The sequence below is a fragment of the Mojavia sp. genome, assembly GCF_059505145.1.
The window spans coordinates 1-24,163 of record NZ_JCACKA010000075.1 but is presented as its reverse complement, the minus strand read 5'-3'; the positions used below and the strand labels follow the sequence as shown (position 1 = coordinate 24,163).

The window sequence follows — 24,163 nt, the reverse complement described above, 5'->3', positions numbered from 1 at the left end:
TAACTGCAACCTATATTCTCTCTTCTGACTCTGCGCTCTCTGTGTTCTCTGCGGTTCGTTAAAAAATGTTTTTACATCTCAGATAGCATTTTTTGAGCATTTTACAACAGAGCCAATATTAGGATAGAGAATTCAAACTTGGTATTACTTTCTTCTTCATCCTTTATCCTTACCCCTTCAACCTTTATAACTCATCGCTTATAAATCGAGGGATAACTAGCGTGACCACTGTAGATACGCCACTAAGTAAACACGATAATGGTTTGAGATTTGCTTCCTATTCTTATGGACAAAATCTTGCTTGGAAAGGTTCCTTAGATTGTATATCTTTTGAACAAACAACCATACTAGATAAATTCCTTACATTAGATAAACCCTGTTATATCGTAAAAGTTGCAGGAAAAATTGGTGTCACTAATGATGGTTATTTGTGTCCTGCTGATAATGGCAATATCACACCAGTAGAACTGCTGACATCAATTCCACCAATTAAAATTCAACAATTAGGAGATCCAAGTTTTCTCGCCTTTTATGGCGTGAAATATGCCTATGCTACTGGCGCAATGGCTGGAGGTATTGCTTCCGAAGAAATGGTGATTGCGCTAGGAAAAGAGAAAATTTTAAGTTCGTTTGGTGCAGGCGGTTTAAGTCCAGAGCGTTTAGAAGCTGCTATTCATAAAATTCAACAAGCTTTACCTCAAGGCCCCTACGCTTTCAATTTAATTCACAGTCCCAATGAACCAAGAATTGAGCGCTGTGCGGTAGATTTATTCCTCAAATATGGCGTGAGAATAGTCGAAGCGTCGGCATTTCTTGACTTAACTCCCAACATTGTTTATTACCGTGCTGCGGGGTTAAGTTTGAATGATGCTAATCAAATTGAAATTAAAAATAAAGTCATTGCCAAAATTTCACGCAGAGAAGTAGCCACCAAATTTCTCCAACCAGCACCAGCCAGAATACTCAAAGAACTTGTTGAGCAAGGGCTAATTAGCGAGTTGCAAGCAACTCTTGCAACTAAGGTTCCGATGGCTGATGATATTACCGTCGAAGCTGATTCTGGCGGACACACAGATAATCGTCCCTTAGTTTGTCTCTTACCTTCGATCATAGCTTTAAGAGATGAAATTCAGGAACAATATCAATACTCACAACCGATTAGAGTGGGAGTAGCAGGCGGAATAGCCACACCACAATCAGCCTTAGCTGCTTTTATGATGGGTGCTGCTTATGTGATGACCGGCTCAATTAATCAATCATGCATTGAATCTGGAGCTTGCGAACACACAAAGAAATTACTTGCTCAAGCAGAAATGGCTGATGTGATCATGGCTCCAGCAGCAGATATGTTTGAAATGGGAGTCAAATTACAAGTTCTCAAACGGGGCACAATGTTTCCGATGCGAGCGCAAAAATTGTATGAGTTATATCGGACTTATGACTCGATTGAAGACATCCCACTTCCCGAAAGAGAGAAATTAGAAAAACAGATTTTCCGCAAGACTATTGCAGAAGTTTGGGAAGGAACTGCTGCTTATCTGTCCCAAAAGAACCCTGAAAAACTGGGCAAAGCAGTTAATAATCCCAAACTGAAAATGGCAGTGATTTTCCGCTGGTATTTAGGCTTATCTTCCCGTTGGTCTCTTTCTGGAGAAAAAGGTCGAGAAGTCGATTATCAAATTTGGTGTGGCCCGGCAATGGGTGGCTTCAATGACTGGGTGCGTGGTTCTTATCTATCTGAACCTCAAAATCGCAAAGTAGTTGATGTTGCTAACCATATTATGACCGGGGCAGCATTTTTATACCGGATACAAAGTTTGAAATTTCAAGGTCTACAAATTCCCGATTCCTACAGTCAGTATCGCCCGCTTCGCTCTACATTGGAGATGTAAAAATGACTCTAAAACATTCTTATAGTGCAGCAGATATTCAAGATTGGCTGGTGTCTAATCTGGCTGAGTTATTAGGGGTAGAAACTGATGAGATAGATGTCGAAGAACATCTAGAAAACTATGGGTTAGATTCAGCCCAAGCAATGATTCTCGTCAGTAAATTAGAGAAATTGTTGGGATTTCAGCCCTCACCCCTGCTGTTGTGGCATTACCCAAATATTGCAGCGCTTTCACAGCGTCTAGCAGAAGAAGTACCAGAAGAGTCAGAGATTCAAGACACGACTAGTGCAACTGTCAACACTGCTATCCCGACTTTAGATTTACACGCCGAAGCTGTTCTTGACCCGACCATCCGTCCTGATGCTTTACCTCCAGTGTCTATAGGTGAACCTAAAAATATCTTTTTAACTGGAGGTACAGGCTTTTTAGGAGCGTTTTTAATTCGGGAACTGTTACAGCAAACTAATGCTGATATATATTGCTTAGTGCGTGCTGCTGATGCCCAAGAAGGTAAGAGCAAACTAGAAAAAAATCTCAAAGCTTATGCAATTTGGGATGAAAAATACAAGTCGAGAATTGTCCCGGTTGTTGGCGATTTAGCACTACCAATGTTGGGTATTGGTGCAGAGCAATTTCAAATTTTAGCTGCCAATATTGACACCATTTATCATAGTGGTGCTTTGCTGAATTATGTTTATCCTTACTCAGCACTGAAAGCAGCCAACGTTCTCGGAACTCAAGAAGTTTTGAGATTGGCAAGTCAAATCAAACTCAAGCCTGTACATTACGTTTCTAGTGTGGCTGTGTTTGAATCACCTGCTTATGCTGGCAAAGTGGTTAAAGAACAGGATGATTTTAATCATTGGGAAGGCATTTTTCTTGGATACTCTCAAACTAAATGGGTTGCTGAGAAGTTAGTTAAAATTGCTCGCGATCGCGGTTTACCTGTAACTATCCACAGACCACCATTAATCTCTGGAGATAGCGAGACAGGTATTTGTAATACCCATGACTTTATCAACTTGATGGTCAAAGGCTGTCTGCAAATGGGATACTTCCCAGATGTGGAATATATGATGGATATGTCTCCTGTAGATTATGTCAGCAAAGCGATCGTGTATCTATCGATGCAGCCATCATCTATAGGTAAAGCGTTCAACTTGCAACATCCCCAACCTGCACCTTTAAGTACCTTAATTACATGGGTGCAATCATTCGGTTATCCAGTCCAGGCGATTCCTTATGAACAGTGGCAAGCAGAGTTGATTAATAATGTGTCTTCTGTGGATAATCCTTTATACACACTCAGACCATTTTTGTTAGAACGCTGGTCTGATGAACAACTGACAATTCCAGATTTGTATCTACAAGCAAGAAGACCCCACATTAGTTGTCAAGAAACTCTACAAGCACTCGCAGGTAGTTCCATCGTCTGTCCACCAATCAGTTCGGAATTGTTTATGACCTATACTGCATATTTGATTCAGACTGGTTTCTTGAATGTTGCTTAGTTAGAGCGATGAGTAAGTAAGAACAAGATCCCCGACTTCTCGACGAAGCCGAGGATCTGAAGTCCACTCATTTCCACAAATCAAATAGAATTGCTATATTTTCAGGGGTACAACAGTCGTTGTGCCCCTACTTTAGTTAATAAATATAAACTTCAACAGCAACAAGGCAAAGTAATTTTTATATTTGTCGTGTTCGTAACAGTTCAATTTATCTCGATTGTGCCAAACTCAACAACAGTAAATCCCTTCACAAATTTGCTGCCAAGGTTTTTCTGTAATTTTGCTTTTCAAGTAAGTTCAGGATGGCTAATGCCATATCTGTTCTATTGAGAACCTTGCAGTTACTGCGAAATTAAGTTGAGACTTACATGATTCAGAATCTCTCTAAATCGCTACAAGATAACGAGAAAATCAGCAAACAGCGCATTAAGTGTGTAGTTTGTAATAGCTCTATAAATGAGAATAAAAAATCTGCATTAGCAACTTTTGCTTCTAATGTCAGAGCTTTTAGAAAAGAGAAATTTAAGGTTTGGCGATGCTCTCAATGCCAAACGATTCATTGTCTAGATGTTGTTGATTTGCCGCAATACTACGCCAAGTATCCTATTGCTCAAGCAAAACTTACATGGCCATACCTTTTCTATTATCGGAATCTGAGGCGACAACTAACAAAGCATGGCTTTTCTAAGAATCATTCTTTCTTAGATTATGGTTGTGCCAATGGTTTATTTTTAGAGTATTTACAAAAATGCGGCTTTGCAAATTGTTACGGCTATGATCCTTATGGATCGGAAAATGGGTTTGGCGATCGCAGTATCCTGAATCATGGGCCATTCGATTACATCTTGCTTCAAGATGTGATCGAACACGTTGAAGACCCCCATGAACTATTATCTAAGTTGGATAGCTTACTCGCCCCTGGTGGTTATATTCTCATTGGCACACCCAACGCAGCTAATCTTGACTTAAGCAAACCCCACATATCCGATTTCTATAATGATGTCCATGTTCCTTATCATCTGCATATCTACACTCGTGAATCGTTGGAATCAGTAGGATATAAACAAGGTTGGCAGCCTGTAGAATTTTTTGCTCGTCCCTATCACGATACACCTTGGTTCGCTATGAATACTCGTGCATGGAACCAGTACCAACGACTTTTTGATGGTTCAATTGATACCATTTATGAACCGCTCAAAGTGTGGAAAGCACTGGCATCTTATAAATTCTGGTTTTATGCTCTTTTCGGTTATTGGCTGAGTTTCCGAACTGGGATGGCAGTTATGTTCCGCAAAAGCCGATAGTTAGTACTCAATACTGCCAAAGCCTGTGATGCCAGCCAAAACCAGCTACAGCAACAGCAGCAACATAATTGTCAGCAGGTAATAGTTCTAGAAGGCTCCAGTCTTGAGATGTTTGCAATTTGGCTGGTGTGGTAGGAGTTAGAGAAACTTCAATTTGCTCTAACTGAGCTATTCCTTCTCCTGTAGCTTTTAGATAAGCTTCCTTGCAAGTCCAATAGCGAAAAAATACCTTTTGCTTTTGATTTGCAGGTAGCGATCGCACCATTTCATATTCTGTAGGTAAAAAGAACCGTTGAGCAAGGGATTCTAAGTCGGAAATTTCACGGATATATTCTAAATCGATTCCAATTTGGCGATCGAAACTCACCGCGCACAAAGCTAAATTTTGAGAGTGAGATAAATTAAACGATAATCCACTCTCCGCACATTGATCAGCTAAGAATGGTTTGCCACGAGGTTCATAATCAAACTTCACCAGTTTTGGAGCAATACTTAAGTAAAGACTCAAGATAGTTCGTAAGCTACCACGCCCAGCAATGAAACGTTGGCGATGTTCTGGGAAATAGAATCTTTGGGCACGAGCCAGTTCATCGTTGGATAAGATAGCTGCTAAGTCTTGCAACTTCGCTTCTGGCTGGTCGAGGTTTATTCGCCAGATATGAACCTCATCTGGCAACAAAGTTAAATCTATCGGTGCAGGTAGCCATAGAGGGTTAGGAGAAGTCATCAAGCCAGAACATTGAAAATTGGTGAGTGGAGTTATTTTACCAACCTGCGCTTAAAGCATCGCGCCCTCATTGTAATACCAATTCACACAATGTTTGCGATATCAGAACTTACGCACTCAGATCCCCCAACCCCCTTCAAAAGGGGCAGCCCTGCGCCCTTGCGGGTTCCCCGACTCCCTCAGTGGCGTGGCTTTAGAAATTCCCCCCTTCAAAAGGGGGGTTAGGGGGGATCAGGGCTTCAGTGCGTAAGTCCTAGATATATTAGGCATCTCATCAAAGCTACAAATTACTCCCCCCTACTGCCCTGCTGTTGCTCCAGCCACTGTAAAACTCGATTCCAAGCCCACCATTGGTCTGGGTCTTGTGCCTGACGCTGACACTTTTTACTACTCAAATAGCCAATATGACCACCATAGCGGGTGAGCAACAAATCTATCATCGAATTGCTCGCACTAGCAGCCTGCAAGTCAGGGATGATGGCTGTGGGGAAAAATGGATCATCGGCGGCATAGATAATCAAAGTGGGCTTTGAGATTTGTGGTAGCAGTGGTAAAACACAACTAGCTTGGTAATACGCTTCTACGTTAGGAAAACCTAACTTATCAATTACTAGTTCATGATCAAAATTCCAGATACTGTTTGCCCGTTCAATGGCTGTGGGGTCAAGGCTACCAGGATGAGCATCATGTATTTGCCAAGCCAGCTGTTTTAAATTACGAGTGATAACTGCATGGAAATATTTGCCCGCAGGGTCTGTCATTAAATGAGACAGCGATCGCATAGAATCTAAATTCGGACAAATTGCTACACCACCACCAATATCACTGTATTTTATTCCTAAATCTTCATTGTCCTTAGTTAAATTTTCCGCAGCTTTCAGCCCCCATAGCGCCAATTGTCCCCCCAAAGAATACCCAGTAAACCAAAATTTACCCGGACAACCCATCGACGCTGCACTTGCGGCAATACGAACAAAATCTTCTCCTTCATACAAACCATCAGACATTAAAGTCGGTGACAGTTCAGCCGTCTTGCCGTGACCACGCCAATCAAATAACACCACAGCGTACCCTTGTGCATAGGCTTTACGTCCCAGGAGCCTCAAAAACCATTCTGTAGCCAAGTCTCCTATAATCCCATAAGTGGCAATAATCGTACTATGAGCCTTTTTTGGTATAGCTACCCAACTAAAAATTGGTACACCTTGCCCACCAATCAACACCGTTTTGTGATATAGCGGTTCTGGATGTTGAATTGTTCTTTCCCAGTAACGTCTTCCCCACAAGAAGGTGAACATTGTCATTGCCACACCGTTTTGCAGCAAACGCGGCGGATTGTAGGGAGCGCAACATATCATATAAAAAATTTCGTGTACTTTAAGGGAGATTTGCTAATTCTGTTATCTTAAGGATTATGTTAGATTTAAAATCTTTTTTATAATCAAGACAGCAATCTTTGTATCTACCAAAGGTTCTTATTTATCCTTAATAAGTAGTAATAAATTTTAAGAATGCCGAGGATTCTTGTCATAGACGATGACCCAGCAATTTCAGAACTCGTTGCCGTCAACTTGGAAATGGCTGGCTACGATGTTAGTCAAGCAGAAGACGGGATCAAAGGTCAGGCCTTAGCTCTCCAGCTACAACCAGACTTGATCATGCTCGATTTGATGTTACCAAGGGTAGATGGATTCACCGTTTGCCAACGCCTGCGTCGAGATGAGCGCACATCTGAGATTCCCGTGCTAATGTTGACGGCTTTAAGCCAAACCCAAGATAAAGTGGAAGGCTTCAATGCTGGTGCAGATGACTATCTTACCAAGCCCTTTGAAGTCGAAGAAATGCTGGCGCGGGTGCGCGCACTATTACGGCGCACAGACCGTATTCCCCAAGCAGCAAAGCATAGTGAGATTCTTAATTATGGGCCACTAACCCTCGTTCCCGAACGATTTGAGGCAATTTGGTTCCATGAGACAGTGAAATTGACTCACTTGGAGTTTGAGTTACTTCACTGCTTGCTTCAGCGCCACGGACAGACAGTTTCTCCCAGTGAAATTCTCAGGGAAGTTTGGGGCTACGATCCAGATGATGACATTGAAACGATTCGAGTACATATCCGCCACTTGAGAACCAAACTCGAACCCGATCCTCGCCATCCCCGCTATATCAAGACAGTATATGGTGCCGGATATTGTCTTGAGTTACCCAGTCTACCCCCAACCAGTGAAGGAGCCTCAATATCAGTTGTTGAGTGAACTCTGTTAACGAAGTCATAAATTGGCACTCTGTTCTGTAAAAATCCAGCGAGTGCCAATAAAGTGTTTTGGATTAAATTGGCGTAACCCTAGATTGTCTAGTTAGCCTTTTCAAGAATGAAGGAAGTTGGGGAGGCTGTTTAGGCTGGGGGAGAAAGAGATTGAAAAATAACTCAATAACTCTTCATCTTCATCTTCCTCTTCACCCCCCCCGCTACCACAGCTCCCCTAGCTTCTTTGGAATAAACTATATAACAATATTGATGCTAATGCTGAGTGGCACACTAGACACAATTAGCGTAGTAATTCGCCATGCCAATGGAGTAAAAAACATTAAATATGTAAGTCTAGCCCTTTTCCATCAGCTTTGGATTTCCTAAACACTCCAGATGATGTTTTGCGAGGAGCAGGTATTTCACGCCTCATACCGTGTCACTTTAAGATTGATACAAATAGGCAGCAGGGGGAAAGAATTAAAGAGCAATCATTTGTATCAGGCATTTCGTGAAATGGTATCAATATCGAGAGTATCCGAAGGGTTGGCTTTACGAATCAGTTTTTAAAACTCGTTGAAATTTTCCACTTATGTGAAAGCTTTTAATTTTACAGATTCCAATATCATCAGTCCTGCTAACATCTTTCCTCGGCTTGCTTTGGTCATCTGCAATCGGATATTATCCTGCTTGCGGTATTTTCAAGAACGAATTAACATTGGGTCATAAATTTGGCACTCTTGAACGCCATATTTGCCCAGAATAAAGCTAGCACGATCAAGCTCATTGTCTGTGGCCCCGACAAGGGTTGTAGCCAAAGCAGTTACTGTTGCACCAGCCAGCATTATTGGGCCAACTCCAGGGATTGCTAAAGTACCAAGACCAACTAATAAACCAGTCAATCCACCAACAGCGCCCCCTGAAAGCCCTCCGACTGTTGCACCTTCGTCAGCTTTATCACCAGTGCGTTCCTTAATTTCATCATTGGCAATCTCATGATTGCGGTCTGAATTCTGTACAACTACAGATACTTTCTCCATTGCCAAGCCAGATTCTCTCAACTCATGTAGTGCCTGTTCTGCATCAAGACGATGAGTAAACACGCCTACAGCACGTTGATATCGACTTAAAATCATTATTACTCCTTGATAGCAGGGGAAAAGTAATTCCCTACAAATTTATTTTTTTAGTGTCTGTAATATTAAATACAAGTTTGTTGAATCCAAAACCATCCTAAGTAATAAAATACATTTACAGACGCTCAACTTTCCGCAAAATCTGAAATCCAAAATAGTATTAATTCTGTCCTCTGGGGGTCTACGCACTTCACAAGATAGTCAGAGTCGTGGCTTTTCTCAATGAGGTTGAGAACTTTGGCTGATTATATGGCAAGGAGAAAATGTCCACAAATGAGTCACATTTTGCCAAAACGCGATCGCACTCCACATGCCCACCGATAAAAATATGACATACTCATATACAATATTTATAAACTTGATTATTTCCATCGCTTTAACGTAGTATTGTAAATGTTTATTTATAAATTTCCACAATGTAATAACAATTATCTTGGTTAATATGAAAAAAATTAAACTTACAAATAATGCTGGAAAAATAACTGCAATTCTATTTTTAATCACAATTTTGCTGACACCTTGTGTGATAATTAATGCTGGAGAACGTGGCGTATTAATGCAGTTTGGTAGAGTACAAGAAACAATTTTAGAAGAGGGAATACACTTCATCATCCCTATCGTAAACACAGTAAAGAAAATTAATGTAAAAGTTCAAAAACAAGAAATATCGGCTGAAGCCTCTTCTAAAGATTTACAGGATATTTTTACAGATGTAGCATTAAACTGGCATATTATACCTGAAGAAACCAATGTAATGTTTCAAAATATTGGTGACGAGAAAGACGTAGTTGAGAAAATTATTAATCCCGCAGTAGAAGAAGTCTTAAAAGCAGTTGTGGCGAGGTATACAGCAGAAGAAATAGTTACCAAACGAGGAGAAGTAAAATCTGGAGTTGATAATACATTAACGGCGAGATTGCATGATTACCATATTGCGGTTGATGATATCTCGCTAGTTCATGTCAATTTTTCAGATAAATTTGGCGAAGCAGTAGAGGCAAAACAAATTGCAGAACAAGATGCAAAGCGAGCAGATTTTATCGCACTAAAAGCAGCAAAACAAGCAGAAGCTAAGGTCAATTTAGCTAAGGGAGAAGCAGAAATAAACAGATTACTACATGAAAATTTGACTAATGAGATATTAGAAAGGCAGGCAATAGAAAAATGGGATGGTAAGTTACCTTTAATTATGACTAAAGATACTCCTAAAGTTTTAAATATAAATGAACTTTTAAAATCAAGTAATTAATTTAATTAGATGTACAACAAAATTTCCAATTTGCTATATAAGGCGGAATTTGTTTGTTAAATACCAGACCAAAAATTAGGAGTATCGATAATTTTAAATTGGATTAATAGTAAAATAAAAAAAGTATACACACTTGAAGAAACTAAGCCTGTAAATAATTCTTTTTTTAAGTTGCGTTCTTGGGGGTGTTTTTGGAAAACATCAATTGCACCTGCTTGCATCAACAAAATACCAATTATATTAGATAGCCAGTAACCGATGATGACACAAGGCATAAATAATTTAGGAGCCAAAAGGCTACAAATAGAGCCGAAAAAATAGGCAATTGGTAAATTGAATACCAAGTCATTCCACCAGCATAATGGTGATAATAAATATCCAATGACTAAGAAAAATCCACCTCTAAGCTTTTGCAATAAGGTTTTAGGTAAATTATCTGGGGTTTGTGATAACAATTCTTGATCACTCTTTTTGATCTCATTCATTTTCTACAGTAGTTCTATCGATTAACCGTACTTTAAACCAAAAAAGTGAAAAAGTCCAGAGCCAAACCCAAATTAAATTCTAATTCTTAGTATAAATGCTTAATATATTTGTATTAATAGCGACTTAAAATAGGAACTTAAAAACCCCATTTATTATTAATTAGCTGTGTTCTTAAGGAAGTAACTTCGTTTCACTTGCTGACTTTTGACTGGTAATATTTGTTGATTGTGATAATCGTAGAATAATCAAACTCACGCAAATTGCCCAAGCGATCGCCAGCGACGTTGTACTAATAAAATCAGTGCGATCGCACCCAGAATAGGTAACACAGTCCAAAAATTTGCAGTGGTAAATATATCCCCACGAACAGCAGTAATAAAGAACGCCAGTAGGTAAATAACAACTTTTGTACAAACCCAATAGGCGAACGCGGCTTTGGCGAAGATGCTGTTGGTTAATTTTCTTCGTTAGCTTTTTCTAACTCTGTCATATCAAATACGCTATTTAACTAGATTTTGTGTAGTTTTTTGCAACACTAATACTGAAGTGTGAATATATGCGAAACTCGGTTTGTCAACAAACATAGCTTAAGTGTTTGTGTAAATTAATGTAAGTATTTTAGATAACTTCATAAGAATCTAGACTTTTACTATTTTTGAATTTAAAATACGGTAATTCGGTCAAGCTTTAGTATTTTATGGAATTTTACCAGCAGTCATTCAAAACTTGCAGTTACATGAAACGTTCTACACAACAGCGTTACAACCAGTCTTTTAGTTTCAGCTAAACAAACTTACATTCACAAAACCCCGATTAAGGACAGGAGTATGGATTTTTTATTATTGCCTCTCTTCAGCTTTCTAGTTGGTATTGTTGTTGGCCTGACAGGAATTGGTGGTGCTTCTCTCATCACCCCAATGTTGATTTTTGTTTTTCAAGTACCACCTGCGGTAGCAGTAAGTTCTGATGTCGTTGCGGCGACGTTAATGAAAATCGTTGGTAGCATTAAGCACTGGCGGCAACAAACCCTCAATGTCGAAGTAGTGAAATGCTTGGCGTGGGGAAGTGTTCCCGGTTCTTTGTTCGGGGTAGGAATACTGCACTTGATTAAACTCAAGGCCGAGCATAACCTGAATAACATCATGCTACATTTGCTAGGTGTGACGATTTTGTTAGTCACAGTTTTGGCATTGGTGCAAATGCTGCTATTCAACTTCTTTCCACAGTTACAATTACCTGAACTCCCAAAATTTGATTTAACTACTCAACTAGGGCGCTTGCAAACGGTAAGTGTAGGAGCATTTTTAGGCTGTATTGTAGGTTTAACAAGTGTCGCTTCTGGCTCCATGTTTGCTTTGGTGCTGATTACATTTTTCCGCTTGGATGCACGAAAATTAGTTGGTACAGATATTTCCCAAGCCGCAATTCTCTTAGTATTTACTGCTCTAGGGCACCTCACTTTAGGAACAGTTGATTGGAGTTTAGTATTACCGATATGGCTTGGCTCAGTACCAGGAGTATTACTAGGGGCAAAAATCTGTCAAATTGCGCCGCAAAAACCACTGCGATTTATGATTTACTTTATATTGATGATAGTGAGCTTAAAGTTAGTTTATTAGATACAAAGCATCATATTTCTCTAATTAGAAAACATGGCAATGCTAGGTAATAATAGATACGTTTCACTTTTCATGAGGATTGAAAATCCTAAAGAGATTAATATAAAAGGAAAGATTTTTTGACCATAGCGAGCTAGAACGGGAGCCATGAGAGGATTACGAGTCAAGTTATAAGAGAGAAAACACCATAGTCCAAGCGTTGAATAGCAAACACACAAAATTACACCCAAACTTGGAAGATTACTACTAGCAAACAACGGGACATAAATCCCAATATTATTTCCACCATTGGCAATGGTAACAGCAGAGACACGGTAGGTTTGAGGGTCGCGCAGAGTTGCTAATAGGGATTTTTTATGATGCTGCGGTTTCGCAAGAGAGTTTAAGTTAACTGACACAGCTTGTACTGCTTCTTCTCCATTTTCTCGATTTAGAAGATGATTAATACCAATGGCGACTGGCAAAAAACCCAGCAATCCAATCCAGGTATGTGGAATAATCAAACCACCAAAGAAACCGGGTAGGCTAGCTAGTACTAGCACAGTGAATCCCATAAATTCACCGAGAATAATATGCTGGGGACGAAAAGTGCGATTGACTTTACCGAAGAAAGCCGTTAAGTATAAGTTGTCATCAAAGGTAGTTGCAATAGCAGTAGAAATCCCAATAATGAGAGTACCAATTAACCAACTCATGTTTGTTGCTCGCAAAGATTTAATTCTGTTCTCCCTAGCCCCTCTCTACTTTTTAAAGTGAAAGGGCATTAGGAGATTATTTGAGTGTTTATGCTTAGTATTAACAGACAAATGATTTTGGGAAACTTTAGAAGCGATCGCTATCAAATAAACTGATGATTTTTTGTGATTGTTTTCTCAGTCAGATACTTGGCTTTGTCTGAAATCAATATTATTTCTTTCTACTTGATAAAAGCAAATATTCTTTCTTTTTAAAACGATAAATAAAAGTAATTAAATAACTAAACTACTTTATTGGCATTAAATATTATTCGTAATTGTTTAGGTGAATAAATTGAGTATTTAGCTGGAAAAAATATTAATATAATAATTTCATTAATATTGGTGGCGGTAAAAGCAATAACTCTCTTTGTAATAGTTGTGGTCATGTTATTCACGTGGGATGATAAAAAATAATGATTAACTAATAAAAATTTAGCGAACAAATCAGGAGAAAATGACATGGGTGACTTAATTACTACACTCTTAGTGGGGATCTCAGCCTTCGTTGCCACTAATATTGATGATATCGTTATTTTATTACTGTTGTTTTCTCAAGTAAGTTCTAACTTTAAGTGTCGGCATATTGTGGTTGGGCAATATTTAGGCTTTACAGTGTTAATTATTGCTAGTCTTCCTGGGTTGTTTAGTGGATTAATCATACCACCCAACTGGATTGGACTGTTGGGATTAATCCCAATGGCGATGGGAATCAGTAGTTTGATTAATCAAGAGGAAGATGAAACTCAAGAGGCTGTAGTTATAACAGCAGAATATCAAGATATAAACACTACAAGTCTTTTTAATGCACAGACTTACAGCGTTGCAGCTATTACTATCGCTAATGGAAGTGATAATGTTAGCGTCTATGTGCCATTATTTGGGAGTAGCAACTTGTTAAATTTTATAATTATTATTGGAATATTTTTTATATTAATAGCACTTTGGTGTTATTTAGCTTATAAATTGACTGATCAAATAAAAATTGCAGATACTTTAATTCAATACGGCAGTTATATTTTTCCTGTTGTCTTAATAATATTAGGTGGAGTAATTATTTTAAATACTGAAGCTTTAGGCTTGATGAAACTAGCAGCTAGTTGTGTGTGTTTAGTGATTTTATTGAAAAATTGATAGTTGATAAATTAAGCAACTTGCATTTTATTTTGCATAAGGATATCTTCAAAAGCCATCATCACCCTTGTATGAAAACGTTGACGGTGCTTTAGCTTCCAAACAGGCTGAATAATTTCTAACTTTTTCGTAGATTTTTGTTGCGGATCGATAATTCGCACGGCGTTTAATGTACCTAATTGCAATTCTTTTTTTACCATAGATTCTGGAATAGCGGCTGCACCAACACCACTTTCGACAACTGCTTTCACCATTTCGCTAGTGTTTAAGTTAAATACAACATCTAGGTTTCTCGGTTCAATTCCCCAACTTTGTAAGGCTTGTTCAAACATCTGCTGTGCGCCAGAACCAGACTCACGCATTACCCAACTTGTGCTGGATAATTCATCTAGATAAATCTCGGTACGCTGGAACCAAGGGTGAGATTTACCCACAACAATTTGCAGGCGATCGCTCCCTACTTCGTCTTTCTCTAAAGATTGCTGTAATGATGGTTTAATCTCCCCGGTTACCAAACCTAAATCATACATACCCACAGCAGTTCCTTCACAAATTTCTTCCGCATTTCCCAACTTACAATTTATAAAAATGCCAGGATATAACTGCTTAAACTGGCTAATTTTTTCCGGTAGCCAATAGTTACCAACTGTGAGGCTTGCACCTATCTTCAACTCCCCTCGTTGCAAATTATTTAATTCTTTCAAGCCACGTTCTGTCAACTCTACATGATCGAGAATTTTTTGCGCCTCACCCTGTAATAATTTACCAGCATCTGTGATTTCAATATGACGACCAATGCGATGGAATAACCTGACACCATATTCTGTCTCTAAGCTTTGGATAGCAGCACTGACTGCTGGTTGAGTGATATAAAGTGCTTCAGCTGCACGGGTAAAGTGCAACATTTCCGCCACGGCTAAAAAAATTCGCAACTGTTCAAGCGTCACGTCGCTTCGCTCCGAATTCAAAATTCAAAATTAACAATCCCCACAATCCCCATAAATAAATTGCACCACAGCGATTTTGAGCACCTTGAAAGTATTATACGGTAAATTAGGCGGTAAACTGTAGTTAACTATAAATGTTCTTAATTACGTGATTACAGTCATATCTGCAAAACCATAACTTCAGTCTATGAATTTGACAAAAAAGACTGCTTGCTCTTATTGATGGGTCGCCATAGAGTAAAACTATGCCTTTATCAAAAGTGCTGACCACACTAATGATTTTCTGAAATTACAAATTACGAATTACGAATTACAAATTTTCAACACTCGCAGCCTTCATGTCACTGATACAGATGGTTGAGAGTCACGTACCATTAATGAGAGACGACGCACCCATGAGTGGATTACTGACTGCTATTCCTACAGGGCTCACCGCTTTTACTGCTACCAATCTTGATGATATTGCCGTGCTGTCGCTGTTTTTTTCACAGATAAATGCTTGCTTTCGCCGTCGTCACATCGTTATCGGTCAGTATCTGGGTTTTAGTGCGTTAGTAATTGCAAGCTTGCCCAGCTTTTTTGGCAAGTTCATCCTACCAGAATCTTGGATTGGGTTGCTCGGTATCGTTCCAATCATTATTGGTATCAACCGTTTACGAAATCAAGAGACTAACGATACAGAAGATGTAAACACCCTTGAATCATCACAAGCTTGGTGGAGTAATTTTCTTTCGCCTCAAACCTACGGTGTAGCAGCAATTACAATCGCCAATGGCGGTGACAATATCAGTATCTATATGCCAATATTTGCCACCCATACCTGGGACAGCTTACTTGTAATTTTGATAGTGTTCTTCGTCTTAGTAGGTGTGTGGTGTTATACCGCCTATTACTTAACTCAAGTAAGTGCGATCGCCTCTGCAATTACTCGCTACGGTAATTCTTTAGTTCCCTTTATTTTAATGGGATTGGGTGTTTCCATTTTAATAGAAAGCCGCACTTTAGAAACTCTTGCTTTACTTGTTATTACCTGTGTAAGTCTTGGCGCTTACCTGTTAACTTTAAGCAAAAATTATTGGAAAGTAATTTATGGATTTTCTTTGAGATCGCCTGAAACTGAAGTTTTATCCATAGTGAAACAAAAATGAGCTTTCATGGTGGCAAACTGCATCAACACATAGATAAAAAATGTTCAAATAATACCTTAATTAGGTAATTAGATTTGTAAAAAATCTGCTATTTCAGGAGAAATACATGAAAATGTTCAAAAATGCTCTTGTCAAAATTACGCTTGTTTGCTTTTTACTGCTGGCAAACTTGATGATTGCTCAACCATCTTGGGCTGGAAAAAAATATGCTAGTGATCCAGACTATATAGAAGTTACAAAATCCTTAAAATCTGCTTTACAGGATAAACAAACCCAAGGAGCTACATCAGAGATCGAACAAAAAATTTCTAATTTGAAATTTCAAAAGTATATTTTGGAAAATAGTGAAGATTCTGTGGGAATTTGTCGCAATGAAACAGATAAAACACTGCTAGTCTACGGTCAAAAACCGAAAAAATCTACTTCAACCTATGACAATGAATTGTATCTGCTACCCAGTGGTGCAGAAACTGATGACGAGTGGGACTGTCAAGGAGTTTACCTTCCTGGAGAAGCGGCTACAGCAGAACAAGCAGCCACACCTGCTAAAGCTTTTAAGATTGTTCATGGAACTCGGTTAGTTGCAACAACTAACCCACAAACTGGAGGAATGGAATTCAATCTTCCACCTGCGAAGGTTTTTCAATCTGGTGAAGCTAACTGGTTTATTCCAGAGAATTCGCAAGCTGCGCTCGATGCTGGAATTACCACTGCAAAAATTGATGATTAGCTAACTGTCATTAATTGAATATAGGAATTCGGTTTGATTTTGAAAAAAATACCGTATACCTTAAGTTTAATTGTAAAGTGGGCAATGCCAACACTACACACTACTTACTCCCTTACGTGTATTTCAAAAATCAAATATTTAGTCCTCTAGGTAGATTAAGCACGAATTTTGAATATAAACTAAAAGTCAGAACTTTTCTGGCTTTTTGCTTTGAAATTTATATTATTATAAACGACAGAAAAAAATGGGCAAAGATATATGCAGATAAATTTGTATTTAAAAAAACTAAAAAAAATTAGAGCTTTTTCATATGAAAATAACTAAATAATAAAAATTTTGAATAGCTACTTAACATATCAATCTGTATGAAAATATAAGCAGGAAAATTAGAAGTGAATAATTTGGAAAAAAAGAAGTATAGGTCAGACCGAGTTCGGGATCATTTAGCGAATGAACGTACTTATTTAGCATGGATGCGGACTGGTATTGCGCTCATGGGTTTTGGTGTTTTGATTGTGCGGTTGCGGATCATCCGGCCTCCAGTAGCACCACAACCTCCTGGTAATGGTTGGAAATTAGGTTTAGCATTTGCGCTGGTCGGCGTGTTAACAGTATTACTTTCAACTCAGCATTATTTCGCTGTTCGCCGAGATATTGACGAGGATACTTATCAACCACCAGACCGTTGGATACTTCTTGCAAGTCTAGCTGTGGTTCTCCTCGGTGGGGGAGTACTATACTATGTATTCACGGTTCCTCTAGAATACTTAAATAGTTTTATATTAGAGTAACCAAATGTAGGAAAAGTATTCTGATGTTGCTAAATGTAATACATTTGACCCTTCTGTAAATGTGGTTTTCGCGTATCGGCTCAATGAATCGGAGTAGGCAGCTATCCTGGCTGCCAATACAAACCCAATGGGTCGAGAGAAGATTTCTCCCGAATAATAGTAGCTAAAGTTAGAATTCTTCCAATCTGAGAAATGCGGTCACCTACATACCACTAAAGCCGTGGATCGATGGGTTCGCTCTCTAATGCCAAAATGCCGAAAACACATTCATGCACGCGGCGCAGAGGATCATTGGCGACAAATCGCTCCAATGCCTCAACGCCTAAAGCAAACTCGCGCATAGCTAGAGAACGTTTGAGGGATAATCCCCTCTGCCGCAGACGTTGCAGATTCTCAGGACTTGAGTATTCCGGGCCATAGATAATTCGCAGATATTCTTGTCCGCGACACTTAATTGCAGGCTGCACTAAGCCGCGATTACCTTGGACGATGAATTGCATCGGCTTGACAACCATGCCTTCACCCCCAGCTTTGGTAAGTTCTTCCCACCAATGAACGCCCTCTGCCTGACTGCTAGGGTCTGTCAAATCTATTACCTTGTAGGCTGTAGCTAGGAGTAAGGCGGGGTCTGACTGGCAGATTGTGGCGATTTGCTTCATATGCCAGCGATGGTCTTTGTCAATATGGACAGATCCCTCAGTTGCTAAAATGTGAAAGGGAGCTAGTTTCAGTTGAGAAATATCTGTAACTGACCAGCAGTAGCGACGGTAAGCGGCAACGTAATGATGCGCCATTTCTGCCCGTTGTTGATAGTGACTGAGTTGGCTGCTGACCTCCACCCCACGATCGCTTGCTTGTTGTAATAAAGATACGGCATCATTGAGAGCAAGGCGCGAAGCTACTCCAACAGGTGCATACTGCGATCGCAACAATCCTTGAGCCTTCGCTGACCAAGGCATCAATTCACAATCTAAACACACCCAATCGGTATTTAATGTTTCCCAAAAGTTGCTTTGCGTAAGGGCAGCATTCACCCGTGTCAACAGTTCCGCTTCTAATGCTGGATCATCAAAAAATCTCCGTCCGGTGCGGGTGTAGCAAATACCAATACCTTCATTTACCACACCAAATCTTTTCTCGGCGGCTGCTAAATCCCGGCACACAATCACCACTGCCCGCGAACCCATGTGTTTTTCTTCGCATACTACCTGCGTAATTTCTTGGTTTTGGTAGTAAGCAAAAGCTTGTGTTGGATGTTCCAAAAAACCCGCTATTGGCGATGTTTCCACAGGGGACATCGTGGGGGGTAAGTAAATCAGCCATTTGGGATTAGCAGCAAAACGGCTCATGACTTCTAGGGCTGCGATCGCATTTTCTTCTCGAATGTTAATGTTAGGCTGAAGTCGAGTTTTGACGATGCGCCTACCTAATACGTCCTCAATGTGCAAAACATCATCGAGTTCTTGCTGAGATGTACGTGTAAAGGTGTTTTCTATTAATGGTTTTACAGGTTCGCAGTAGATACGAGCAGCGGGTACACTTACTAGTTCCTTTTCTGGATAACGCAGAGCAGTTAATTTGCCACCAAACACGCAACCTGTATCAATATCAATAGTATTATTCAGCCATTCCGCTTCTGGCACAGGAGTATGACCGTAAACCACCAACGCTTCACCCCGGTACTCTCCCGCCCAATTGTAACGCACAGGTAAGCCAAACTCATCAATTTCACCTGTACTTTCACCATACAGGGCGAACTCGCGCACCGCACCAGAACCCCGTCCTTGCATTTCTTGTTTCATTCCTGCGTGCGCCACCACCAACCGCCCATCATCAAGGAGGTAGTGGCTGACTAAAGAATCAAGAAATGTTTGCAGTTCTTTGGTGAAAGGTTGGCGCACTTCATCAGATAACGCCTCAATTTCATTCATGGTTTGCTCTAAACCATGATTAACTCTGACATTTTTGCCGCGTAGTTTCCGCAATAACTTGTGTTCATGATTACCAGGAACGCAGAGAGCCGTACCTGCTGTAACCATGTTTCGCACTAGCTTGAGTGTATCTATGATGCGGGGGCCTCGGTCTACTAAATCACCTAAGAAAACAGCTTTGCGTCCTTGGGGGTGGTAGTAAGTGGGAGCATCCCAAATTAGAGCAGGGGCAGATGATAAAGCAAATTCTCCCTCATCCTTTACATACCCTAACTGTTGCAATAATGCTTCGAGTTCATCGCCACAGCCATGAATATCACCGATGATATCAAAGGGGCCGTGTTCGTGTTTGAGGTTGTTCCAGAGGGGTTGACGTTCGATTTCAACGGATGCAATTTCTTCTAGAGATTTGAGAGTGTAGACAAAGCGGAATCCTTCTTTTTCTAAACCCCGCAGAGAACGCCGCAACATTTGACTATGACGACGCACTACATGAGGGCCAAAATTGCGATCGCTCCTTTGTTGGTTGCGTTCGTGACATAATTCTTCTGGTAGGTCGAGAACAATGGCGATCGCAAAACAGTGATATTGTTTTGCCATTTGCAGTAATGGTTTGCGGTCTTCCATCTGCACACTAGTAGCATCAATTACCGTCAGTTTACCTGCTGCTAACCGTTTGGCAGTAATGAAGTGCAATATTTCAAAAGCATCCTTAGTAGCAGATTGATTATTTTCGTTATTAGAAACCAACCCCCGGCAAAAGTCTGAGGAAAGCACTTCAAAGGGCTGAAAATGCTGGCGAGCAAAGGTTGATTTACCGGAACCAGAAGCACCGATAAGGACAACTAGAGAAAGTTCGGGGATAGTAATTTTCATATATTTTAGGACTTATACACTATATAAAGAAGAAATTATATGTATTGATTAGTAAATTAATACACATAATCAACTTTTTGAGAATGTGTAAGTTCTAATTAATAACACTAAGCTGAATTTAGATTCCTGATTTCTTCAAAAAATCGGGAATCTAAACAGCGTAAACGTAAGTTCGACAGATCTAAAAAACCCCGCTTCCATTCCTCTCCCCCACAGGGCTACGGTGTACACACATCTCTGTACGAAACCGAAATCATTGTAGATCCGTCATTATCCTCCGATAAATTGGAGGACTTTGAGGGGTTTTAGCCCCCCTTTTTAAGGGGGGTTGGGGGGATCAAAAGCCTGTGGGCAACTCTCAAAGACTTGTGTGTACACCGTAGGCCTTGTAGGAGAGGGAAGCTGGGAGGGAGAGGTTTGTCGAACTCACGTTAAGTAAGTGCCATTCCACCCTACAAAACTGATAACTGTTAATTAAATTGCGATCGCAACTGATTTTTTACGGTTAGGACGCTTGCGTTCTGATTTTTTCTTCAATCCTACCGCTTGGGCTTGATCGCTATCCGATCCATATTGCCCACGGATAACCTCTTTCATCGCTAATACAGCATTGTGAAATTCCCATTCTGCTAATCGCGCCGCATCCGCCGCCGCACGGTATAAAGTGAATTTCTCTGTTTCCGCTTGTTTCTGCGCCAACATTGCTTGATAAGTTTGCTGTAACTTGGCAACAGAAGCATCAGCACGGGTTGTGTCGTAGGTGCTGACAGTTTGCAAACCGTGCCATGACGTTATATCTTGACTAATAGCTTGAGGGGGTAAACGGCGTGTTTTATCTTGGGCTGGCATAGAAGCATCAGTGGTAAATTACATATTTAATGTACCCATCAGCACTAAAAAATTATCAGTAAGTCAAAAATCCATCGTAGGGGCACAGCAATGCTGTGCCCTATTGTGTATCGCATCTACACGAAAATCGCATTGTTACGCGATGCAATGGCATTGTCACTCGATACAATTGCATTGTTTCCCGATGCAATGGCATTGTTACGCGATGCAATGGCATTGTCACTCGATACAATCGCATTGTTTCCCGATGCAATGGCATTGTTACTCGATGCAATCGCATTGTCACTCGATACAATCACATTGTTACTCGATACAATCGCATTGTTACTCGATACAATCGCATTGTTACGCGATGCAATGGCATTGTTACTCGATGCAATGGCATTGTCAGGCATAACAATACACTGTAGGGAACATCCATAATCTATAGGACTCATATTTGATTTTTGAACAAAATTCAGTACACCTTTATTCCTTCTTCCCAGTCCCCAGTCCCCAATCCCCAGTCCCTTACCTCTACGAGTGATTCAGAAATCAAATCGGATTGCTATATCTGTCCCAGTCAAAGTCTTTCGGTGCCGTGCCCCTACTGATTTAATGCTTATAGGTTGATGCTCATCGGCGAGTGCTTGCACCTTAATGGGTAAAACAGATATGTTTGAGATATGCTCTGTACCTAGCAATCAATATTAAAGCGATATAAAAAATAATTTATGATTCAAGCCAAACGATCGCTAGTAACATTTGATGATTTTATCGCTTGGTATCCAGAAAATTCGCCACAACGCTATGAATTGCATGATGGAGTAATTGTAGAGATGCCCCCACCAACTGGCGACCATGAACAGGTTATTGGATTTTTAGTTGGAGAAATAGTTGCAGAATATAAACGTTTAAAACTTCCTTATTTTATTCCCAAAACAGCATTTGTTAAACCATTGGAGGGTGAATCAGCTTATTCACCAGATGTGCTGATATTAAATCAACCTAATTTAGTAAATGAGCCTCTGTGGAAAAAAGAATCAACTGTCAGCCTTGCAGAATCAATTCCCTTAGTAGTTGAAGTTGTTAGTACCAATTGGAGAGATGATTATTTAAAAAAAGCTGCTGATTATGAGGCAATAGGCATCCCCGAATACTGGATTATAGATTACGCTGCTTTAGGTGGTAGACGGTTTATCGGCAATCCTAAGCAACCCACTATCTCGATTTACTCATTAGTTGAGGGAGAATACCAAGTCCGTCAGTTCCGAAACAGTGATGTCCTCATCTCACAAAGTTTCCCAGAATTAAATTTGAATGCCGAACAAATTTTTCAAAGCTTTCTGCATTGAATTACGTACACAGGTAGTAGGGGCACAACAATGTTCATGAGTGTCAACTTAACGTGAAAGGCTTTGTTGATCTAGATATTTGATCCCCCAACCCCCTTTAAAAGGGGGCTAAGATTCTAATTCCCCCCTTTTAAAGGGGGGTTAGGGGGGATCAAAAGTCTATGGTGCTAAGAGAGAGAACCTTAAAGACTTACGCTGTATGCATCTAAGCTTAAGTTGACACCAATGAACAATGTTGTGCCCTTACGATTACTGCTGGAAGAAAGGAAATCTATTTATCAAGGTAGATTTGAGGAATTGCGACGAGAAATCATGATTGGGGTTGAGGCTTCAGAACGTGGGGAAGTTATTGAGGGGGAAACGGTTTTTCATCAACTAAAACAGAAACTAATATAGTTATGAATAAGCGATTAGTCGATTCGCTTGTTCAAGTTATGGAATCACTTTCCACTGAGAGGATGTTTTAAAAGCCCTGTCGTTGGTAGCAAAACGTTTTAGATCCCCCTAAATCCCCCTTTAAAAAGGGGGACTTTGATTGTATTTCCCCCCTTAAAAAGGGGGGTAGGGGGGATCAATAAGTGTCTAAAATCACAGCTAAAAACTTTTCAAACAACCTCTGAAGAAAGAGAACTTATAGAAAGTCGCCTTCAAGGTCATAGTATTCAAAAAACACCAGGTATTTGTGGAGGTCATGCTCGAATTCGCAACACGCGTATTCCTGTTTGGACATTAGTTTCTTTTCGCCAACAAGGTGCAGATAATACAGAACTACTGCGTAATTTTCCGAGTTTAAACCTTCAAGACCTCAACAACGCTTGGGATTATTACGAACATCATCGCTCAGAAATTGATTCTGCGAGCGCGTTACAAAATAATGAAGATGAGTAAAAATGCGATCGATGGCTAATCTTTGGCTTCTAACCACGCTCGCGCAATAATTGCAGATTTTCACGGAAAGTAATTGTGTTGGGATGATTTACCCCTAAACTGCGTTCAGCAATTTCCAAAGCTGTTTGATACAGTGGTTCAGCTTCCGCGTACCGTTCTTGGGAATAGTAGAGTACTGCCAGGTTGTTGTAACTGCTGGCGACATCGGGATGGTCTTCTCCCAGCAGCCGTTGCCTGAGTGACAATGCTGTTTGATACAGTGGTTCTGCTTCCGCGTACCGTCCTTGGGAACGATAGAGTACTGCCAGGTCGTTGTAACTGCTGGCGACATCGGGATGGTCTTCTCCCAGCAGCCGTTGCCTCAGTGACAATGCTGTTTGATACAGTGGTTCAGCTTCCGCGTACCTGCCTTGGGATTCGTAGAGTCCAGCCAGGTTGTTGTAACTGCTGGCGACATCGGGATGGTCTTCTCCCAGCAGCCGTTGCCTCAGGGACAATGCTGTTTGATACAGTGGTTCAGCTTCCGCGTACCGTCCTTGGTAATAGTAGAGTCCAGCCAGGTTGTTGTAACTGGTGGCGACATCGGGATGGTCTTCTCCCAGCAGCCGTTGCCTCAGGGACAATGCTGT

At 40.3% G+C, this 24,163-nt stretch carries 24 protein-coding genes; 13 read left to right on the top strand and 11 right to left on the bottom strand.

Annotation, left to right across the window (positions count from 1 at the left end; genetic code table 11):
• Positions 1-221: 221 nt before the first annotated feature.
• The 3 genes from AC5JL8_RS21465 (at position 222) to AC5JL8_RS21455 (ending at position 4,707) form a co-directional block, all read left to right on the top strand.
• Positions 222-1,892, top strand: a complete 1,671-nt coding sequence (locus AC5JL8_RS21465; RefSeq protein WP_495881715.1) for a PfaD family polyunsaturated fatty acid/polyketide biosynthesis protein — start codon at positions 222-224, stop codon at positions 1,890-1,892.
• A gap of 2 nt (positions 1,893-1,894) precedes the next feature.
• Positions 1,895-3,403, top strand: a complete 1,509-nt coding sequence (locus AC5JL8_RS21460; protein WP_495881714.1) for a thioester reductase domain-containing protein — start codon at positions 1,895-1,897, stop codon at positions 3,401-3,403.
• Between the two features lie 368 nt (positions 3,404-3,771).
• Positions 3,772-4,707, top strand: coding sequence for a class I SAM-dependent methyltransferase (locus AC5JL8_RS21455; RefSeq protein WP_495881713.1), 936 nt, complete (start codon positions 3,772-3,774; stop codon positions 4,705-4,707).
• 7 nt (positions 4,708-4,714) lie between these two features.
• On the opposite strand, the gene hetI is transcribed toward AC5JL8_RS21455, so the two are convergent.
• Positions 4,715-5,434 (bottom strand): 4'-phosphopantetheinyl transferase HetI, encoded by a 720-nt coding sequence (gene hetI / locus AC5JL8_RS21450; RefSeq protein ID WP_495881712.1) that lies wholly within the window; start codon positions 5,432-5,434, stop codon positions 4,715-4,717.
• 287 nt (positions 5,435-5,721) lie between these two features.
• Complete coding sequence (locus tag AC5JL8_RS21445; protein ID WP_495881711.1) at positions 5,722-6,792, bottom strand: YheT family hydrolase; 1,071 nt, start codon at positions 6,790-6,792, stop codon at positions 5,722-5,724.
• A gap of 153 nt (positions 6,793-6,945) precedes the next feature.
• Here AC5JL8_RS21445 and AC5JL8_RS21440 point away from each other — a divergent pair, with 153 nt between their 5' ends.
• Complete coding sequence (locus tag AC5JL8_RS21440; RefSeq protein ID WP_495881710.1) at positions 6,946-7,689, top strand: response regulator transcription factor; 744 nt, start codon at positions 6,946-6,948, stop codon at positions 7,687-7,689.
• 694 nt (positions 7,690-8,383) lie between these two features.
• On the opposite strand, the gene AC5JL8_RS21435 is transcribed toward AC5JL8_RS21440, so the two are convergent.
• Positions 8,384-8,818 (bottom strand): general stress protein, encoded by a 435-nt coding sequence (locus tag AC5JL8_RS21435; protein ID WP_495881709.1) that lies wholly within the window; start codon positions 8,816-8,818, stop codon positions 8,384-8,386.
• Between the two features lie 442 nt (positions 8,819-9,260).
• On the opposite strand from AC5JL8_RS21435, the gene AC5JL8_RS21430 reads away from it, so the two are divergent.
• Positions 9,261-10,067: a prohibitin family protein gene (locus AC5JL8_RS21430; RefSeq protein WP_495881708.1), complete on the top strand. Its 807-nt coding sequence runs from the start codon at positions 9,261-9,263 to the stop codon at positions 10,065-10,067.
• A gap of 56 nt (positions 10,068-10,123) precedes the next feature.
• On the opposite strand, the gene AC5JL8_RS21425 is transcribed toward AC5JL8_RS21430, so the two are convergent.
• Positions 10,124-10,552 (bottom strand): DUF7980 family protein, encoded by a 429-nt coding sequence (locus tag AC5JL8_RS21425; RefSeq protein ID WP_495881707.1) that lies wholly within the window; start codon positions 10,550-10,552, stop codon positions 10,124-10,126.
• Between the two features lie 172 nt (positions 10,553-10,724).
• Positions 10,725-10,889 (bottom strand): hypothetical protein, encoded by a 165-nt coding sequence (locus AC5JL8_RS21420; protein WP_495881706.1) that lies wholly within the window; start codon positions 10,887-10,889, stop codon positions 10,725-10,727.
• Between the two features lie 491 nt (positions 10,890-11,380).
• Here AC5JL8_RS21420 and AC5JL8_RS21415 point away from each other — a divergent pair, with 491 nt between their 5' ends.
• Positions 11,381-12,172, top strand: a complete 792-nt coding sequence (locus AC5JL8_RS21415; protein ID WP_495881705.1) for a sulfite exporter TauE/SafE family protein — start codon at positions 11,381-11,383, stop codon at positions 12,170-12,172.
• A gap of 20 nt (positions 12,173-12,192) precedes the next feature.
• On the opposite strand, the gene AC5JL8_RS21410 is transcribed toward AC5JL8_RS21415, so the two are convergent.
• Positions 12,193-12,867 carry a cadmium resistance transporter gene (locus tag AC5JL8_RS21410; protein WP_495881704.1) on the bottom strand — a complete coding sequence of 225 codons (675 nt, stop codon included), beginning with the start codon at positions 12,865-12,867 and terminating at the stop codon, positions 12,193-12,195.
• Between the two features lie 501 nt (positions 12,868-13,368).
• Here AC5JL8_RS21410 and AC5JL8_RS21405 point away from each other — a divergent pair.
• Positions 13,369-14,040 carry a cadmium resistance transporter gene (locus AC5JL8_RS21405; RefSeq protein WP_495881703.1) on the top strand — a complete coding sequence of 224 codons (672 nt, stop codon included), beginning with the start codon at positions 13,369-13,371 and terminating at the stop codon, positions 14,038-14,040.
• 11 nt (positions 14,041-14,051) lie between these two features.
• On the opposite strand, the gene AC5JL8_RS21400 is transcribed toward AC5JL8_RS21405, so the two are convergent.
• A complete protein-coding gene (locus tag AC5JL8_RS21400; RefSeq protein WP_495881702.1) occupies positions 14,052-14,987 on the bottom strand; it encodes a LysR family transcriptional regulator in 936 nt (311 codons plus the stop codon).
• 395 nt (positions 14,988-15,382) lie between these two features.
• On the opposite strand from AC5JL8_RS21400, the gene AC5JL8_RS21395 reads away from it, so the two are divergent.
• From AC5JL8_RS21395 to AC5JL8_RS21385, 3 genes are all read left to right on the top strand, one after another.
• Positions 15,383-16,135 (top strand): cadmium resistance transporter, encoded by a 753-nt coding sequence (locus AC5JL8_RS21395; protein WP_495881766.1) that lies wholly within the window; start codon positions 15,383-15,385, stop codon positions 16,133-16,135.
• Positions 16,136-16,241: 106 nt separating this feature from the next.
• A complete protein-coding gene (locus tag AC5JL8_RS21390; protein ID WP_495881701.1) occupies positions 16,242-16,865 on the top strand; it encodes a hypothetical protein in 624 nt (207 codons plus the stop codon).
• Positions 16,866-17,257: 392 nt separating this feature from the next.
• Positions 17,258-17,656, top strand: coding sequence for a YidH family protein (locus tag AC5JL8_RS21385; protein WP_495881700.1), 399 nt, complete (start codon positions 17,258-17,260; stop codon positions 17,654-17,656).
• Between the two features lie 212 nt (positions 17,657-17,868).
• Here AC5JL8_RS21385 and AC5JL8_RS21380 read toward each other — a convergent pair whose 3' ends face one another.
• The 3 genes from AC5JL8_RS21380 to AC5JL8_RS21370 form a co-directional block, all read right to left on the bottom strand.
• Positions 17,869-20,463, bottom strand: coding sequence for a polynucleotide kinase-phosphatase (locus AC5JL8_RS21380; RefSeq protein WP_495881699.1), 2,595 nt, complete (start codon positions 20,461-20,463; stop codon positions 17,869-17,871).
• A gap of 474 nt (positions 20,464-20,937) precedes the next feature.
• On the bottom strand, positions 20,938-21,312 hold the full coding sequence (locus AC5JL8_RS21375; RefSeq protein ID WP_495881698.1) for a hypothetical protein: 375 nt from the start codon (positions 21,310-21,312) through the stop codon (positions 20,938-20,940).
• Positions 21,313-21,428: 116 nt separating this feature from the next.
• The gene (locus AC5JL8_RS21370; protein WP_495881697.1) at positions 21,429-21,707 is read right to left on the bottom strand and encodes a hypothetical protein; all 279 of its coding nucleotides are present in this window, start codon (positions 21,705-21,707) and stop codon (positions 21,429-21,431) included.
• Positions 21,708-22,025: 318 nt separating this feature from the next.
• Here AC5JL8_RS21370 and AC5JL8_RS21365 point away from each other — a divergent pair, with 318 nt between their 5' ends.
• The 3 genes from AC5JL8_RS21365 (at position 22,026) to AC5JL8_RS21355 (ending at position 23,534) form a co-directional block, all read left to right on the top strand.
• On the top strand, positions 22,026-22,646 hold the full coding sequence (locus AC5JL8_RS21365; RefSeq protein WP_495881696.1) for a Uma2 family endonuclease: 621 nt from the start codon (positions 22,026-22,028) through the stop codon (positions 22,644-22,646).
• 225 nt (positions 22,647-22,871) lie between these two features.
• On the top strand, positions 22,872-23,042 hold the full coding sequence (locus AC5JL8_RS21360) for a hypothetical protein (protein ID WP_495881695.1): 171 nt from the start codon (positions 22,872-22,874) through the stop codon (positions 23,040-23,042).
• Positions 23,043-23,177: 135 nt separating this feature from the next.
• Complete coding sequence (locus AC5JL8_RS21355; RefSeq protein WP_495881694.1) at positions 23,178-23,534, top strand: DUF433 domain-containing protein; 357 nt, start codon at positions 23,178-23,180, stop codon at positions 23,532-23,534.
• A 29-nt stretch (positions 23,535-23,563) separates the two neighbouring features.
• Here the strand turns inward: AC5JL8_RS21355 and AC5JL8_RS21350 are convergent.
• Positions 23,564-24,163 (bottom strand): tetratricopeptide repeat protein (locus tag AC5JL8_RS21350; RefSeq protein ID WP_495881693.1); only part of this gene is annotated, 600 nt, incomplete at its 5' end.

What these genes read in the sequence shown, in the direction of transcription:
- AC5JL8_RS21460 (WP_495881714.1), top strand. Translation starts at nt 1,895, where the DNA reads ATGACTCTAAAACATTCTTATAGTGCAGCAGATATTCAAGATTGGCTG.
- AC5JL8_RS21455 (WP_495881713.1), top strand. Translation starts at nt 3,772, where the DNA reads ATGATTCAGAATCTCTCTAAATCGCTACAAGATAACGAGAAAATCAGC.
- hetI (WP_495881712.1), bottom strand. Translation starts at nt 5,434, where the DNA reads ATGACTTCTCCTAACCCTCTATGGCTACCTGCACCGATAGATTTAACT.
- AC5JL8_RS21445 (WP_495881711.1), bottom strand. Translation starts at nt 6,792, where the DNA reads ATGATATGTTGCGCTCCCTACAATCCGCCGCGTTTGCTGCAAAACGGT.
- AC5JL8_RS21440 (WP_495881710.1), top strand. Translation starts at nt 6,946, where the DNA reads ATGCCGAGGATTCTTGTCATAGACGATGACCCAGCAATTTCAGAACTC.
- AC5JL8_RS21435 (WP_495881709.1), bottom strand. Translation starts at nt 8,818, where the DNA reads ATGATTTTAAGTCGATATCAACGTGCTGTAGGCGTGTTTACTCATCGT.
- AC5JL8_RS21430 (WP_495881708.1), top strand. Translation starts at nt 9,261, where the DNA reads ATGAAAAAAATTAAACTTACAAATAATGCTGGAAAAATAACTGCAATT.
- AC5JL8_RS21425 (WP_495881707.1), bottom strand. Translation starts at nt 10,552, where the DNA reads ATGAATGAGATCAAAAAGAGTGATCAAGAATTGTTATCACAAACCCCA.
- AC5JL8_RS21415 (WP_495881705.1), top strand. Translation starts at nt 11,381, where the DNA reads ATGGATTTTTTATTATTGCCTCTCTTCAGCTTTCTAGTTGGTATTGTT.
- AC5JL8_RS21410 (WP_495881704.1), bottom strand. Translation starts at nt 12,867, where the DNA reads ATGAGTTGGTTAATTGGTACTCTCATTATTGGGATTTCTACTGCTATT.
- AC5JL8_RS21405 (WP_495881703.1), top strand. Translation starts at nt 13,369, where the DNA reads ATGGGTGACTTAATTACTACACTCTTAGTGGGGATCTCAGCCTTCGTT.
- AC5JL8_RS21395 (WP_495881766.1), top strand. Translation starts at nt 15,383, where the DNA reads ATGAGTGGATTACTGACTGCTATTCCTACAGGGCTCACCGCTTTTACT.
- AC5JL8_RS21390 (WP_495881701.1), top strand. Translation starts at nt 16,242, where the DNA reads ATGAAAATGTTCAAAAATGCTCTTGTCAAAATTACGCTTGTTTGCTTT.
- AC5JL8_RS21380 (WP_495881699.1), bottom strand. Translation starts at nt 20,463, where the DNA reads ATGAAAATTACTATCCCCGAACTTTCTCTAGTTGTCCTTATCGGTGCT.
- AC5JL8_RS21375 (WP_495881698.1), bottom strand. Translation starts at nt 21,312, where the DNA reads ATGCCAGCCCAAGATAAAACACGCCGTTTACCCCCTCAAGCTATTAGT.
- AC5JL8_RS21370 (WP_495881697.1), bottom strand. Translation starts at nt 21,707, where the DNA reads ATGCCTGACAATGCCATTGCATCGAGTAACAATGCCATTGCATCGCGT.
- AC5JL8_RS21365 (WP_495881696.1), top strand. Translation starts at nt 22,026, where the DNA reads ATGATTCAAGCCAAACGATCGCTAGTAACATTTGATGATTTTATCGCT.
- AC5JL8_RS21360 (WP_495881695.1), top strand. Translation starts at nt 22,872, where the DNA reads ATGAACAATGTTGTGCCCTTACGATTACTGCTGGAAGAAAGGAAATCT.